This is a genomic window from Paenibacillus sp. GCM10023250, from assembly GCF_042653205.1.
In the GTDB taxonomy this organism is placed as follows: domain Bacteria; phylum Bacillota; class Bacilli; order Paenibacillales; family Paenibacillaceae; genus Paenibacillus_Z.
Genome location: NZ_JBHSHY010000025.1, coordinates 58,434 through 73,943 on the forward strand (window position 1 = coordinate 58,434; position 15,510 = coordinate 73,943).

15 protein-coding genes are annotated in these 15,510 nt (G+C 60.7%); 14 read left to right on the forward strand and 1 reads right to left on the reverse strand.

All coding sequences use genetic code 11. From position 1 onward, the window contains the following. Window positions 1–25 precede the first annotated feature (25 nt). From lepA to ACFPB1_RS18720, 14 genes are all read left to right on the forward strand, one after another. Entirely contained in the window at window positions 26–1,843 is a 1,818-nt protein-coding gene (lepA, locus tag ACFPB1_RS18655; RefSeq protein ID WP_379227619.1) for a translation elongation factor 4, read from the forward strand. Between the two features lie 313 nt (window positions 1,844–2,156). Next, complete coding sequence (gene hemW, locus ACFPB1_RS18660) at window positions 2,157–3,314, forward strand: radical SAM family heme chaperone HemW (RefSeq protein ID WP_379227620.1); 1,158 nt, start codon at window positions 2,157–2,159, stop codon at window positions 3,312–3,314. A 130-nt stretch (window positions 3,315–3,444) separates the two neighbouring features. After that, window positions 3,445–3,921 carry an N-acetyltransferase gene (locus ACFPB1_RS18665; protein ID WP_379227621.1) on the forward strand — a complete coding sequence of 159 codons (477 nt, stop codon included), beginning with the start codon at window positions 3,445–3,447 and terminating at the stop codon, window positions 3,919–3,921. Between the two features lie 133 nt (window positions 3,922–4,054). Further along, window positions 4,055–5,080: a heat-inducible transcriptional repressor HrcA gene (hrcA, locus tag ACFPB1_RS18670; RefSeq protein ID WP_379227622.1), complete on the forward strand. Its 1,026-nt coding sequence runs from the start codon at window positions 4,055–4,057 to the stop codon at window positions 5,078–5,080. A 78-nt stretch (window positions 5,081–5,158) separates the two neighbouring features. Continuing rightward, window positions 5,159–5,731: a nucleotide exchange factor GrpE gene (gene grpE / locus ACFPB1_RS18675; protein WP_379227639.1), complete on the forward strand. Its 573-nt coding sequence runs from the start codon at window positions 5,159–5,161 to the stop codon at window positions 5,729–5,731. 50 nt (window positions 5,732–5,781) lie between these two features. Then, window positions 5,782–7,623, forward strand: coding sequence for a molecular chaperone DnaK (dnaK, locus tag ACFPB1_RS18680; RefSeq protein WP_379227623.1), 1,842 nt, complete (start codon window positions 5,782–5,784; stop codon window positions 7,621–7,623). A 214-nt stretch (window positions 7,624–7,837) separates the two neighbouring features. Beyond that, complete coding sequence (gene dnaJ / locus ACFPB1_RS18685; protein WP_379227624.1) at window positions 7,838–8,962, forward strand: molecular chaperone DnaJ; 1,125 nt, start codon at window positions 7,838–7,840, stop codon at window positions 8,960–8,962. A 92-nt stretch (window positions 8,963–9,054) separates the two neighbouring features. Beyond that, on the forward strand, window positions 9,055–9,231 hold the full coding sequence (locus ACFPB1_RS18690) for a YfhD family protein (RefSeq protein WP_379227625.1): 177 nt from the start codon (window positions 9,055–9,057) through the stop codon (window positions 9,229–9,231). Between the two features lie 12 nt (window positions 9,232–9,243). Then, the gene (locus ACFPB1_RS18695; protein ID WP_379227626.1) at window positions 9,244–9,435 is read left to right on the forward strand and encodes a hypothetical protein; all 192 of its coding nucleotides are present in this window, start codon (window positions 9,244–9,246) and stop codon (window positions 9,433–9,435) included. Window positions 9,436–9,644: 209 nt separating this feature from the next. Further along, window positions 9,645–10,628: a 50S ribosomal protein L11 methyltransferase gene (gene prmA / locus ACFPB1_RS18700; RefSeq protein ID WP_379227627.1), complete on the forward strand. Its 984-nt coding sequence runs from the start codon at window positions 9,645–9,647 to the stop codon at window positions 10,626–10,628. A gap of 152 nt (window positions 10,629–10,780) precedes the next feature. Beyond that, window positions 10,781–11,497, forward strand: coding sequence for a site-2 protease family protein (locus tag ACFPB1_RS18705; RefSeq protein WP_379227628.1), 717 nt, complete (start codon window positions 10,781–10,783; stop codon window positions 11,495–11,497). Between the two features lie 129 nt (window positions 11,498–11,626). After that, the gene (locus ACFPB1_RS18710; protein WP_379227629.1) at window positions 11,627–12,394 is read left to right on the forward strand and encodes an RsmE family RNA methyltransferase; all 768 of its coding nucleotides are present in this window, start codon (window positions 11,627–11,629) and stop codon (window positions 12,392–12,394) included. A gap of 4 nt (window positions 12,395–12,398) precedes the next feature. Further along, complete coding sequence (mtaB, locus tag ACFPB1_RS18715) at window positions 12,399–13,808, forward strand: tRNA (N(6)-L-threonylcarbamoyladenosine(37)-C(2))-methylthiotransferase MtaB (RefSeq protein ID WP_379227630.1); 1,410 nt, start codon at window positions 12,399–12,401, stop codon at window positions 13,806–13,808. Between the two features lie 109 nt (window positions 13,809–13,917). Next, window positions 13,918–14,355 (forward strand): NUDIX hydrolase, encoded by a 438-nt coding sequence (locus tag ACFPB1_RS18720; RefSeq protein ID WP_379227631.1) that lies wholly within the window; start codon window positions 13,918–13,920, stop codon window positions 14,353–14,355. A 33-nt stretch (window positions 14,356–14,388) separates the two neighbouring features. Here the strand turns inward: ACFPB1_RS18720 and ACFPB1_RS18725 are convergent, their stop codons facing one another. Then, window positions 14,389–15,375, reverse strand: coding sequence for a Na/Pi cotransporter family protein (locus tag ACFPB1_RS18725; RefSeq protein ID WP_379227632.1), 987 nt, complete (start codon window positions 15,373–15,375; stop codon window positions 14,389–14,391). Between the last annotated feature and the right edge of the window lie 135 nt (window positions 15,376–15,510).

Sequence of the window (15,510 nt, forward strand, 5' to 3'; positions counted from 1 at the left end):
ATTTAGGTACCTCTGGGGGTTAAGCATGTCTGACGTACGCGAACGACAAAAACGAATCAGGAACTTCTCCATCATTGCCCATATCGATCACGGCAAATCGACGCTGGCCGACCGGATTCTCGAATATACCGGCGCCCTCTCGTCCCGGGAAATGCAGGAGCAGGTGCTCGACCAGATGGATCTGGAGCGCGAGCGCGGTATCACGATCAAACTGCAGGCCGTCCGGCTCGGCTATAAGGCCGACGACGGCGAAGAGTATATTTTGAATTTGATCGACACGCCGGGGCACGTCGACTTTACATACGAGGTATCCCGCAGCCTCGCGGCCTGCGAAGGCGCGCTGCTCGTCGTGGACGCGGCGCAAGGCATCGAGGCGCAGACGCTTGCGAACGTCTACCTGGCGCTCGACAACAATCTCGAAATTATCCCGGTGCTCAATAAAATCGACCTTCCGAGCGCGGAGCCGGAGCGCGTCAAGCAGGAGATCGAGGACGTCATCGGCCTCGACGCCAGCGAAGCGGTGCACGCCTCCGCGAAGGCCGGCATCGGCATCAAGGAAATCCTGGAGCAGGTCGTCACGAAAGTGCCGGCGCCGACGGGCGATCCGGACGAGCCGCTGAAGGCGCTCATTTTCGACTCCCATTACGATCCGTACAAAGGCGTTATCGTCTACGTGCGCGTCATCGACGGCAGCATCAAGGCCGGCAAGAAGATCCGCTTCATGGCGACGGGCGCGGAGTTCGAAGTCATCGAGGTCGGTGCGTTCATGCCGCGCATGGGCATCGTCGGCGAGCTGGCGGTCGGCGATGTCGGCTTCGTCGTCGCGGGCATCAAGAACGTGAAGGACACGCGCGTCGGCGATACGATCACGGAAGCGAAGCGGCCGGCGGCCGAAGCGCTGCCGGGCTACCGCAAGATCAACCCGATGGTGTTCTGCGGCCTCTACCCGATCGAGACGCAGGATTACAACGATCTGCGCGACGCGCTGGAGAAGCTCGAGCTGAACGACGCGTCGCTCCGCTACGAGGCGGAATCATCGACTGCGCTCGGCTTCGGCTACCGCTGCGGCTTCCTCGGCCTTCTGCACATGGAGATCATCCAGGAGCGGATCGAGCGCGAGTTCAACATTCCGCTCATCACGACGGCGCCGAGCGTCATCTACCGCGTCACGCTGACGAACGGCGACGTGCTCGAGATCGACAACCCGTCCAACTATCCGGAGGTCGGCAAGATCGATTACGTCGAGGAGCCGTACGTCAAGGCGGCCATCATCGTGCCGAACGATTACGTCGGCGCCATCATGGAGCTCTGCCAGAATAAGCGCGGCGAGTTCGTGAACATGGAGTACCTGGACACGAACCGCGTCACGATCACGTACGACATGCCGCTGTCCGAGATCGTCTACGACTTCTTCGACCAGCTGAAGTCCAGCACGAAGGGCTACGCGTCCTTCGACTACGAGCTGTCGGGCTACCGCCAGTCGAAGCTGGTCAAGATGGACATCATGCTCAACAACGAGCAGGTCGACGCCCTGTCCGTCATCGTTCACCGCGACCGCGCCTACAGCCGCGGCCGGATCATCTGCGAGAAGCTGAAAGAGCTCATTCCGCGCCAAATGTTCGAGGTGCCCGTCCAGGCGTCGATCGGCAACAAGGTCATCGCCCGCGAGACGGTCAAGGCGATGCGGAAGAACGTCCTCGCCAAGTGCTACGGCGGCGACATCAGCCGGAAGCGGAAGCTGCTCGACAAGCAGAAGGAAGGCAAGAAGCGGATGAAGCAGGTCGGCAGCGTCGAGGTGCCGCAGGAAGCGTTCATGGCGGTGCTGAAGATCGACGAGGATTAGAGACGCGCTGGGGACGGCCTCCGGCCGGTAAGGGATTCCGCTTGCTGTTGCAGCCGTATTTTATGATTATTATTTAAAGGTTGAACTACGGCTGCAAAGGCGATCACTTCAGGTGAATGGATTGCGTTCTCTATCCGAGGACAGGGAATGTAGGATTCACCTGCTTCGGAAGCATGAGCTTGCTGCATTCATCTCCTTACCGGCCTTCGGCCTTCCTCAACGCAGCCTTTTTAAGGGAGCAACTGAGCTCCCTTGTTTTATTTTTCAAGGGAGTCTTAATAGGTAAAGATGGAAGCATTGGAGGAAAGACATTATGCTGATGCACGCGCCGCGGGCGCTTTACATTCATATCCCGTTTTGCACGAACAAGTGCCATTATTGCGATTTCACGTCTTACGTGCTGAAAGGGCAGCCCGTCGACGCGTATCTCGACGCGCTGGAGCAGGAGATGGTCCGGACGGTCTCTGCGCTGCCGCCGGAGGAGATCCATACGGTGTTCGTCGGGGGCGGGACGCCGACGGTGCTCACGCCGCCGCAGATGGAACGGTTCCTGGCGTCGGTGAAGCGGCATTTCCCGATCCGGCCGGACGCGGAGTTCACGATGGAAGCGAACCCGGGCACGACGGACCTAGAGAAGCTGCAGGCGATGCGCGAAGGCGGCGTGAACCGGATCAGCTTCGGCGTGCAGTCGTTCGACAACGGCTTGCTGGAACGGATCGGCCGGATCCACAACGTGGACGATGTCTACCGCAGCATCGAGAACGCACGGACGGCGGGGGTCGACAACCTGTCCATCGACCTGATGTTCGGATTGCCGGGCCAGACGGTCGAGCTTTTGTCGGACAGCGTCTCGAAGGCGCTGGCGCTTGGGCTGCCGCATTATTCGCTCTACGGCTTGAAGGTCGAGGAAAACACGCTGTTTCATGCCTTGTACGAGCGCAACGAGCTGCCGCTGCCTCCGGAGGAGGACGAGCTTGCGATGTACATGCTGCTCATCGAGCGGCTGACGGGAGCGGGTTACGGCCATTACGAGATCAGCAACTTCGCGAAGCCGGGCTTCGAGAGCCGGCATAACATCACATATTGGCGCAACGAGCCGTATTACGGCCTCGGCGCGGGCGCGCACGGCTATGCGCGCGGCGAGCGCCACGTCAACATCAAGGGCATCCAGCCGTACCTCGACGCGGCGGCGGCCCGGCTTCCGCGTCTCGAGACGAACGGCGTGTCCGAGGAAGAAGCAATGGAGGACTTCATGATGGTCGGCCTGCGCATGCTGCGGGGCGTACGGGAGGACGATTTCGGCACGCAGTTCCCGGGGCGGACGATCGAAGGCGTCTTCGGCGAGGCGCTTCGGCGGCTGCTGAAGCAAGGGCTGATCGAGACGGTCGAGGATGGAAGCGGCTTAGGCTACCGGCTATCCAAGCAGGGCATCCCGCTCGGCAACGAAGTATTCGGCGCGTTCTTGGCCTAAGCGGAGATTCCGCTTCCGAGGCGCACCGTTTCCATTGAAAAAGGTCTTGTTTATCCATGCACGTTGTTGTATATTTATTCGTATTAAATCTTTGCAGAAATTGGTATGGCGAGAGGGTGTTGCAGGAGCGATGGAAGCGAAAGCGATTGAAGCGGTGTGCAGACGAGCGACCGAGGACGATATAGACACATTAGCGTCATTGATAGCCGGATACGCCGCGAAGGGTATTATGCTGCCGCGGTCGCGCGAGGCGCTGAAGCGCCAGATCGATACTTTCGTCGTTGCCGAGATCGGGGACGAAGTCGTCGGGTGCGGAGCGCTGACGCGGCTCGGCGCCGACCTGGTGGAGGTTCGGTCGCTCGGCATTTCCGAGGGCTACAAGGGACTCGGCATCGGCAGCAAGCTCGTCGACCAGCTGATCTACGAAGCGAAACAGCAGGGGATTCCGAAGATCATGGCGTTGACGTACGAGGTGCGGTTTTTCGAGAAAAACGGTTTCACCGTCGTGAACAAGGAAATTTTCCCGGAGAAGGTTTGGACCGACTGCGTGAACTGCCCGAAGCAGCATGCATGCGATGAAATAGCGGTGCTCAAAATGCTGAACTGACTTGACAATTGCCAAGTTGGTTTGGTATTTTTGTAGTAATGATTAGCACTCAACGCTATCGAGTGCTAACGATGACGGGAACGACGAATCGGGGCGCCTGGAGGCGGTCCGAACTGCGATGGGAGGGACTGCGATGTTATCGGATCGGCAGCGCATGATTTTGAACGTCATCATCGACGATTATATCCGCTCGGCGGAGCCAATCGGTTCGCGCAGCATTTCGAAGCGAAGCGACGTCAGCTTCAGCCCGGCGACGATTCGCAACGAAATGGCTGATTTGGAGGAGCTCGGCTACCTCGAACAACCTCATACTTCCGCAGGACGGGTGCCATCGATCAAGGGCTACCGCTATTACGTCGACCATCTCGTCAAACTGGGAGCAGTGTCCGAACGGGATTTGCATTTGGTTCGCTCGTATTTCACCGAGAAGATGAACCAAATGGAGCACATCATCCAGCACGCGGCGATGATTCTGTCGAACATGACGAATTACACGAGCATCGTGCTCGGACCGGAGACGTTCACGACGTCGCTGAAGCACTTCCAATTGGTGCCGCTCAGCGAGGATTCGGCCGTGGCGATCATCGTCACGAACACCGGTCACGTCGAGAACCGCACCATCTCGCTCCCGCCCGACATGAATATGGAAGAAATGCAGCAGGCGGTGAACATTTTGAACGCCAAGCTGGTCGGCGTTCCGCTCGTCCGCCTGAAATCGAAATTGTACTCGGAAGTCGGTCAAGAGCTCGACCGCTACGCGGACCAGTTCGAACGGCTGCTCGGCATTCTCGACGAAACGATGGAGAGCGACAACGATCACCGCGTCTTCATGAGCGGCACGACGAACATGCTCACCCAGCCGGAATTCAAGGACGTCGACAAGGTGAAGACGCTTCTGGATCTGCTGGAAGAAACGCCTACGATCATGCAGATGTTCAATGCGCTTCCAAGCGGTATTCAAGTCCGCATCGGGACGGAAAATACACATGAGGCGATCAACAACTGCAGCCTGATCACGGCGACGTATTCCGTCGAGGGCAAATCGCTGGGCACGATCGGCATTCTGGGACCGACCAGGATGGATTACGGCAAGGTGATCAGCTTGCTGGACATTTTGTCGAAGGACATGGCCGTGCTGCTCGGCCGCTGGTACAAGTAACGCTTCGCTTATCCGGCGGGGCGCGATCAAGCCAACTAACGATGATGGATTTCATAGGAGGTGTCAACTCGCGTGTCTGTGCATGAACAGCATACGGATGAGGAACCTAAGCAAGAGATGGACGCCGCTTCTGCGGAGGAGCAGGAAGAAACCGCAGGCGAGACGGCGCCGGAAGTCGACATTCCGGATGCCGGCGAGGCGGACGGCCGCATCGCGGAACTGACGAAGCTCGCCGACGAGAACCAGCAGCGCTATTTGCGCGTACAGGCGGATTTCGACAACTTCCGCCGCCGCACGGCGAAGGAGCGCGAGGAGCTCGCGCAATACGCGTCGATGAAGCTCGTCGGCCAGCTGCTGCCGGTCGTCGACAACTTCGGGCGGGCGATCGAAGCCGCGAAAGCGGGCGGCGATGTGGAGTCCTTTTCCAAAGGCGTGGAGATGATTTTCCGCCAATTGGAAGGCGTGCTCGAAGCCGAAGGATTGAAGCCGATGGATGCCGTCGGCCAGCCGTTCAATCCCGATTTTCACCAGGCCATCATGCAGGTGGAATCCGAGGAATACGAGGACGGCATCGTCGTCGAAGAAGCTCAGAAGGGCTTTATGCTGAAAGATAAAGTGCTGCGTCCCGCCATGGTGAAAGTAAGCGGGTAGCGCCGGCCGTCTCGATTCATTTCCTAAGTTTAAGGGAGGATTTTCTACTTATGAGCAAAGTTATCGGTATCGACCTTGGAACCACGAACTCCTGCGTCGCGGTCATGGAGGGCGGCGAAGCTGTCGTCATCCCGAACCCGGAAGGCAACCGGACGACGCCGTCGGTCGTCGGTTTCAAGAAGGACGGCGAACGCATCGTCGGCGAATCCGCGAAGCGCCAAGCCATCACGAATCCGGATCGCACGATCATCTCGATCAAGCGCCACATGGGCACGAACCACAAGGAAGTCATCGACGGCAAGGATTTCTCGCCGCAGGAGATTTCCGCGATCATCCTGCAGAAGCTGAAAGCCGACGCCGAAGCGTACCTCGGCCAGACGGTGACGCAAGCGGTCATCACCGTGCCGGCTTACTTCAACGACAGCCAGCGCCAAGCGACGAAAGACGCGGGCAAGATCGCCGGCCTCGACGTGCTCCGGATCGTCAACGAGCCGACGGCCGCCGCACTCGCGTACGGCCTTGAAAAATCCGAAGACCAAACGATTCTCGTCTACGACCTCGGCGGCGGCACGTTCGACGTCTCGATCCTCGAGCTGGGCGACGGTTTCTTCGAAGTTAAAGCGACGAGCGGCGACAACCACCTCGGCGGCGACGACTTCGACCAAGTCATCATCGACTATCTCGTGACGGAGTTCAAAAAAGAGCACGGCATCGACCTGTCGAAGGACAAAGCGGCCGTTCAGCGTCTCAAGGACGCGGCGGAGAAGGCGAAGAAGGAACTGTCCGGCGTGCTGACGTCGACGATTTCCCTGCCGTTCATCACGATGGTCGACGGCGTGCCGCAGCACTTGGAGCTCAGCCTGACGCGCGCGAAATTCGAAGAGCTGTCCGCGGGTCTCGTGGAGCGCACCCTCGGTCCTACGCGCCAAGCGCTCAGCGATGCCGCCATGTCCCCGAGCGACATCGACAAGGTTGTGCTGGTCGGCGGTTCCACGCGGATTCCGGCCGTGCAGGACGCCGTGAAGAGGCTCATCGGCAAAGAGCCGCACAAGGGCGTGAACCCGGACGAAGTCGTCGCCCTCGGCGCGGCGGTGCAAGCGGGCGTCCTGACGGGCGACGTCAAGGACGTCGTGCTGCTCGACGTTACACCGCTCTCCCTCGGCATCGAAACTGCTGGCGGCGTGTTCACGAAGATGATCGAGCGCAACACGACGATCCCGACGTCCAAGTCGCAAGTGTTCTCCACGTATGCGGACAATCAGCCGAGTGTAGAGATTCACGTCCTGCAGGGCGAGCGCCAAATGGCCGCCGGCAACAAGACGCTGGGCCGCTTCACGCTGGGCGACATTCCGCTGGCGCCGCGCGGCGTGCCGCAAATCGAGGTCACCTTCGACATCGACGCGAACGGCATCGTCAACGTCTCCGCACTTGACAAAGGCACGGGCAAGAGCCAAAAAATCACGATTACGTCCTCCGGCGGCTTGTCGGACGAAGAAATCGATCGTATGATGAAAGATGCCGAGTTGAACGCGGAAGAAGACCGCAAGCGCCGCGAGCTGGTCGAAGCGAAGAACAGCGCGGATCAGCTGGTCTACTCCGTCGACAAGACAATCAAGGATCTTGGCGACAAAGTCGACGCCGGCGAAATCGCGAAAGCGAACGAAGCGAAGGAAAAAGTGACCGCGGCGCTCGTGACGGACGACGTGGAGCAAATCAACGCGGCCGCGCAAGAGTTGACGGAAATCATCCAGCAGCTGTCGGTGAAGCTGTACGAGCAAGCCCAAGCGGCAGGCGGCGAGCAAGGCGCGGGTCCGGAAGCGGGCGGCGCGCAAGGCGGCGGCAAAGACAACGTGGTCGATGCCGACTACGAAGTCGTCGACGACAAGAAATAAGCTTCGCGACAATACGAATGCGGTTGGCTTAGCGTAAACGGTGCGCCGTCCTTGTATCACGGACGGCGCAGCCGTTTTTCGTGTGATTACGGGAGGTTGCGGGGAACGCGCGCTTATTGCGGCGTCCGAACGCGGCGCGCACGGGAATCGGCCGGCGTGCGCCTGTTCCGGCGAGAAGGCAACCAGCGGAAATAGGAGACGGGGTGACGGATTTTTGGCTAAACGGGATTATTACGAAGTGCTCGGCGTTGACAAAGGCGCAAACGAAGACGAAATCAAGAAGGCGTACCGCAAGCTGGCGCGCCAGTACCATCCGGACGTGAACAAGGCAGCAGACGCGGAATCGAAGTTCAAGGAAGTCAAGGAAGCATACGACGTGCTGAGCGACGATACCAGGCGCGCCACGTACGACCAGTACGGGCATGTCGATCCGAACCAAGGCTTCGGCGGCGGAGGCGGCGCGGACTTTGGCGGCGGCTTCGGAGACATCTTCGACATGTTCTTCGGCGGGGGCGGCCGGCGCGATCCGAACGCGCCGCAGCGCGGCAACGACCTGCAGTATACGATGACGATCGAGTTCAAGGAAGCCGTCTTCGGCAAAGAAACCGAGATCACGATTCCGCGCACCGAGAACTGCGACACGTGCGCGGGCTCCGGCGCCAAGCCGGGCACGAAGCCGGAAACCTGCTCCGTCTGCCGCGGCACCGGCCAGCAGGAAGTCGTGCAAAACACGCCGTTCGGCCGAATGGTCAACCGCCGCGCGTGCTCGAACTGCAGCGGCACGGGCAAAGTCATCAAAGAAAAATGCCCAACCTGCCACGGCGCGGGCAAAGTAAAGAAAACGCGCAAAATCAACGTGAAAATTCCTGCCGGCGTGGACGAAGGCGCGCAAATCCGCCTGTCCGGCGAAGGCGAGAGCGGCACGCGCGGCGGTCCGGCCGGCGATCTCTACATCGTCATCCGCGTCAAGCCGCACGACTTCTTCGAGCGGGAGAACGATGATATCTATTGCGAAGTGCCGCTGACGTTCGCGCAGGCGGCGCTCGGCGACGAGATCGAAATTCCGACGCTGAGCGAGAAGGTGAAGCTGAAGATTCCGGCCGGGACGCAGACGGGTACGTACTTCCGCCTCAAGGGCAAGGGCGTTCCGCGTCTCCGCGGCTATGGCACAGGCGATCAGCACGTCAAGGTGACGGTCGTGACGCCGACGAACCTGAGCGAGGAGCAAAAAGAACTGTTCCGTCAGCTGGCCGGCGGCGCGGGCGGCGTCAGCGAGGTGCAGCACGAGCACCACGAGACGATTTTCGAGAAGATGAAAAAAGCATTCCGCGGCGACTGACGCCGCGCGGCGGCCAGGCATAGAATCGCGCCCATTGGTTTATGCTAACCTTCGTGTTCATTTTATTTCACGCGCGAAGGAGCCCGACGACGATGAGCGAAAATCTGGAAAAGCAAAATTTCGGCAACCTGCCGATCGGCAAAAACGAGGACGTGGAGTTCTCGGAGGAGCAGGCGGACGATGCCGACCGCATCGCGATGAAGCGCGCGGAGGATGCGGATGCCCGCGCGCAGGCGAAGGCGACGCAGCAAGCGCAGCGCCTGCGCTGAAGCGGAGCGCCCATGACGACGATCCGCGCGATGTTCGAGGACGGCAGCCGGGCGCGGGAAGCGCAGCTTAAGCTGCAGTTTCTGCGCGTCGACGGCATCGACGAAAGCCCCGACGGCACCTCCTGGACCGCGGCGGTCGACGACGAGCTCGTCGAGCGCGCGATTCATCTCGTCCGCCAAACCGGCGGTACGGTCGAGTTGTAGCCGCATATGCGAAAAGCGCGAGAGCCGGATGTTCGGACCCCAGCGGTCCGAGCATCCGGCTTTTTCGTTTGGAACGTCCTGTGAACGCATGTCCGCGGTAAACGGCGGCGGAAGGCTCGTTTTGTGAAGAAGCGGCAACTAGTGTAGAATAGACCTCATAGGTTTGCATATAAGCAAGTTATCGACGATATTCAGGGGGAACGGAACGCGTGAAATGGCATGAATTGACGATCAATACGACGGAAGAGGCAATCGAAATGATTTCCAACTTCCTGCACGAAATGGACGCGGACGGCGTATCCATCGAAGAATCGGGCACGCTCAACAAGCAGCGCGACACGTCGCTCGGCCAGTGGTACGAGCATCCGCTGAACGATATTCCGGAAGGCTGCGCGGTCATCAAAGGGTACTTCTCCGAGCTCGACGCGGACGTCGACGCGCTCGTCGCGCAGCTGCCGCCGCGCATCGACGAGCTGCGGGAATTCGGCATCGATCCCGGCGACTATACGATCACGACGGCGCTCGTCGACGAAGAGGATTGGGCGAATGCGTGGAAACAGTATTTCAAGCCGATCCGCGTGACGGAGCGGCTGACGATCAAGCCGACGTGGGAGGACTATGCGCCATCGCCGGACGAACGGATCATTGAACTGGATCCCGGCATGGCGTTCGGCACGGGCACGCATCCGACGACTGCGCTCTGCCTGCGGACGTTGGAATCCGTCGTCCGGGGCGGCGAGGAAGTCATCGACGTCGGTACGGGCTCGGGCATCCTGGCCATCGGCGCGATGCTGCTCGGGGCGCGGCGCGTCCTGGCGCTCGACCTCGATCCGATCGCCGTCTCTTCGGCGTCGGAGAACAGCCGGCTGAATCGGCTGGAGAACGACATCCAGGTCCATTTGAGCGACCTGCTGGGCGTGCTGAAGAGCCGGGAAGAAGGCGGGAACGCGGTACCGCTCAACGTGACGGTGCCTGTCGATCTGGTCGTCGCGAACATTCTCGCGGAGATCATCCTGCTGTTCATCGATGACGTCTATGCGGCGCTGAAGCCGGGCGGCACTTATATCGCGTCGGGCATCTTCAAGAACAAGGAAGAAGCGGTGGCCGAAGGGCTGGAAGCTGCGGGCTTCGCGATCGTCGACCGGCAGCGCGACCAGGACTGGATCGCGTTCGTGGCGAAGAAGCCGGAGTAGGAGCGTAACGGGCAAGCGATTTCGGAAGCTTGGCGGTGAAGAGGGGCGGGGCGGTTCATCGCTGGAACCCGGCCCTCTATGAGCCTAGCGGGCAGCGCTTCCGCGAACGCTCTGCGCGGCCAAGCGAATCGAACGATTTAGGAGGCTGAAGCGTGTCGCAATTTCTGTGGTACCCGCTTAATGATCTGCCCTTTATTTTTCTCGTTCTTATGATTGCGTTCACGGTCCATGAATTCGCGCATGCGTTCAGCGCGTATAAGTTCGGGGACAAAACAGCCTACGACGCGGGGCGCGTCACACTCAACCCGAGGGCTCATCTCGACGTGCTCGGGACGATTCTGCTGCTCGTCGCGGGCTTCGGCTGGGCGAAGCCGGTTCCGGTCAACCGGGGGAAGTTCAAGCATCCGCGGCTGATGGGCATCGTCGTATCGGCGGTCGGACCGCTCAGCAACCTGCTGATCGCCGTCCTCGGCATTATCGCGGTCTATATACTCAACGAAACCGGCTATTTGAGCACGGCCTCCCACGGCGTCCAGCAGGCGATCGGGCATTTTTCCTATTATCTCATCACGATTAATATTTTGCTGTTCCTGTTCAACCTCATTCCGGTTCCGCCGCTCGACGGCTACCGGATCATTCAGGACCTCGTTCCGCTTCAGGTCAGGTACCGCATGGACCAGCTGGCCCATTGGGGCATCTTCCTGTTCCTGCTGATCGTGTTCATCCCCGCGCTGCGAAGCAACACGCTTGACCCGTTGTTCTCGTATTCGGTCGAGATATTCCTGTTCGTCTGCCGCAGGTGCGAGCTCGTGTTTGATCCCGTGAATTGGCCGCTGCTTTGGACGGATTTCTTTGCGATGTCCAATTAATCCGCGGTCCCGCTGGTAAATCTTTTGCCCGCTGGCGAAGCGGGTTCAAAACGTGTATGATGAAGGTTGGAGCGTTCACGCGGACTGCCGGCCGGCGGCCCGCGATTCGATAGGAAAGGTTCTACACCGATGCAGCGATACTTTGTAACGACGGAGCAGATCGACGGGAGCCGGATCGTGCTCGCCGGAGACGATGCTCATCACATAACGCGCGTCATGCGCATGGAGGCCGGCGACGTCATCATCGTCAGCGACGGCGTCTCCCGCGTGGCTGAGGCGCGAATCGCGGCCATCTCGCCGGGGCGGGTAGAAGCCGAAGCCGCGGAATGGCTGCCGATGAACGGCGAGCCGCTTTGGTCGGTGACGATCGCGCAGAGTCTGCCCAAGGGCGACAAGATGGAGCTGGTCATCCAGAAGGGAACCGAGATCGGGGCGGCGGCGTTTCTGCCGTTCGAATCCCAGCGGATGATCGTGCAGTACGACGGGAAGAAGGAAGCGAAGCGGCTGGAGCGCTGGGCCAAAATCGCCAAGGAAGCGGCCGAGCAGGCGCATCGGAGCCGCATTCCGGCGATCGAGGCCGTGGCGACGTGGAAGCAGCTGGTCGCGCGGATTCCGTCGTACGATTTGGCGCTGTTCTGCTACGAGAAGGAGAGCGGCGGCAAAGGCTTGCGAGAAGCCATGGCCGCCCGGATTCGGGACGGCGGTTGGGACGGGGCGCGCAGCGTGCTGCTCGTCGTCGGCCCGGAAGGCGGCTTCACCGAGCGCGAAGCCGAAGAAGCGGAAGAGGCCGGCGCGGTCGTCGTCGGCTTGGGCAAGCGAATTTTGCGCACGGAAACCGCCGCGATGGTGGGACTCGCCTGCCTCATGTACGAATCAGGAGAAATGGGAGGCGTCTAACGACATGCCGTCGGTTGCTTTTTATACATTGGGATGCAAAGTAAACTTCTATGATACGGAAGCGGTCTGGCAGCTGTTCAAAAACGAAGGTTACGAACAGGTGGATTTCGAAACGACGACCGCGGACGTGTATTTGATCAATACGTGCACGGTGACGAACACGGGGGACAAGAAGAGCCGGCAGATCATCCGCCGCGCTATTCGGCGCAACCCCGACGCGATCATCGCGGTGACAGGCTGCTACGCGCAGACATCGCCGGCCGAGATTCTCGCGATCGAAGGCGTCGATCTCGTCATCGGCACGCAGGACCGGGATAAGCTGATGGGCTACATCCGGGACCTGCAAAACGAACGCAAGCCGGTCAACGCCGTCCGCAACATCATGAAGACGCGCGAGTTCGAAGAGCTCGACGTACCGGATTTCGCGGAGCGCACGCGCGCGTTCCTGAAGATTCAGGAGGGCTGCAACAACTTCTGCACCTTCTGCATCATTCCGTGGTCCCGCGGGCTGTCCCGCAGCCGCGATCCGAAGAGCGTGCTCGACCAGGCGCGGCAGCTCGTGGATGCCGGTTACAAGGAAATCGTGCTCACGGGTATTCATACAGGCGGATATGGCGACGATATGGAAAACTACCGTTTGTCGGACCTGCTCTGGGACTTGGATGCCATTGAAGGGCTGGAACGGATTCGGATCAGCTCCATCGAAGCGAGCCAGATCGACGACAAGATGATCGAGGTGCTCAACAAGTCCGCCAAAATGTGCCGCCACCTGCACATTCCGCTTCAGGCGGGCCATAACGACGTGCTCAAGCGGATGCGCCGCAAATATACGGTGGAAGAGTTCGCGGAGAAGATCCGGCTGCTGCACGAAGCGATGCCGGGCGTCGCGATCACGACCGACGTTATCGTCGGCTTCCCGGGCGAGACGGAAGAGATGTTCCGGAACGGCTACGACTTCATGGAGAAGCTCAGATTCGCAGAAATGCACGTCTTCCCGTACTCCAAGCGTACGGGCACCCCGGCCGCGCGGATGGAGGACCAGGTCGACGAAGAGGTGAAGAACGAGCGCGTTCATCAGCTCATCGACTTGTCGGAGCGCATGCAGCTGCAGTATGCGGAACGCTATGTCGGCCAGGTGCTGGACGTCATTCCGGAGCGCGGGCTTAAGGGGCCGGACGGCGAGAGCCGCGTCATGGGCTACTCCGACAACTACATTCAGATCGCGTTCGACGGGGCCGAATCGCTTATCGGCCAGCTGTGCCGGGTGAAGATCGCGGAAGCCGGCGTCAACGAATGCCAAGGCGTGCTCGTCCGCGTGCTGGAGGAGCATACGCCGGCGGCTGAACGCGCCGCGACCGCGGTGCGGGCGGAGGAAGCCAAGCGCAAGCCGCTGCCGCAGGCGCTGCAAGCCTGACGAACCGAACATGTTTACCCGCAAGGATTCTTGTTCCCGCCCGCGAGGCAGGCAGGAATCCTTGCTCTACATACCGAGCCGATTCAGAGATGGCGGAGGGGAGACACATATGAAAGAAATTTCAGCCGGGGGCGTCGTATTTCGCCGGGTGAACGGCGAGCTTCAAATTCAGCTGATACAAGACCGCTACGGCAAAATCTCGCTGCCCAAGGGCAAGATGGAACCGGGCGAAACCGTGGAACAAACGGCCCTGCGCGAAATTTCGGAAGAAACCGGAATTCTAGGCAAGATCGTGTCCCCGATCGATCAGATCAAGTATCGGTACAGCCATGAGGCCAAAGGTCTTGTCGACAAAGAGGTCCATTATTACCTCGTCGAGGCCGTCGGCGGCAAGCTGCAGGCGCAGGTGGAGGAGATCCGCGGCGTGGAATGGTTCGAGCCGGCGGAAGCGTGGCGCAGGCAGAAGCAGTCCGGCTACAATAATAATGACCGGATTCTGGGCGGCGCGCTGCGGCTGCTGGGGTTCACGTTCATGGACGGCCATTAATACGGCACCGGAGCGCGCCCGGGCTGCGCCGCGTCAACCGGCCCGGAACCGGCGGAGCCGCGGGTGGTAGCAAATCGGCAGCGCGAGCAGCGAGCAGGCGATATTGAACATCGTCTGCGCGTGCGCGATCTGACTGGCGGGGGACGCGGTCAACCAGGCCGCGGCTTGCCCGAGCTGCGCCGTGAACGGGGCGAACATGGCGGCGCCGCCGACGTTCAGCAGCACGTGCGACCAGGCCACGAACCGGCCGGACGGCGTGCCCCCGATCGCGGCGATGACCGCGGTGACGCAGGTGCCGACGTTGGCGCCGAGCACGATGGCAATGCCGACTTCGACCGGCATGACGCCGGATTCGGCGAGACCCATCGCGATGCCGATGACGGCCGCGCCGCTGTGGATAATGGCCGTCAGCACCACGCCGGCCGCGAGTCCCCAGAGGACGCTCGATTCCGCATGGCGCAGGAAGGCTTCGAAGAACGGCGTCGATTGGACGGCCGGCGCGATCGACTGCATCAGCGCGATGCCGACGAGCAGCAGGGCGAAGCCGCCCGTGACGACGGCGCCGGTGCGCAGCGGAACGATCGCGCGCCCGATCCGCCGCATCGCGGCGCTGCTTCGGCCGAATTCCATTTCGCCGAAGAGCGCGGTCAGCAGCCAGAGTGCGAACGAGCAGCCGAGCAGCGGCAGGCCGAAGCGGCCCAGGTTCAAGCCGATCAGCTCCGTGGTCAGGCAGGTGCCGATATTCGTGCCGAGCACGATGCCGAGCGTGCGCGGGAACGTCAGCAGGCCGGCGTTGACCATGCCGATCGCCATCACCGTAACGGCCGTGCTGCTCTGCAGGACGGCCGTCGTCGCGGTTCCGACCAACAGTCCGTGCAGCGGCGTGGAGGTGAAACGTTCCAGGAGGCGGTGAAGGTTGCGGCCGACGCTACGATGCAGGGCGAGCTCCATCGTCCGCATGCCGGACAGGAATAAGGCGAAGCCGCCGAGCATCGGCAGCGCGATGGTAAACAGCATCATCGGGCAAGCTCCTTTACGGTGGATATGCGGCAAACGAAGGAAGGACGGCGTCTGGCTGATTCGACTATACGATTCGACGACGCGATACAATCCGGCGGTTTATCAGGTAACGATACATATGCGAACGGCGAGACA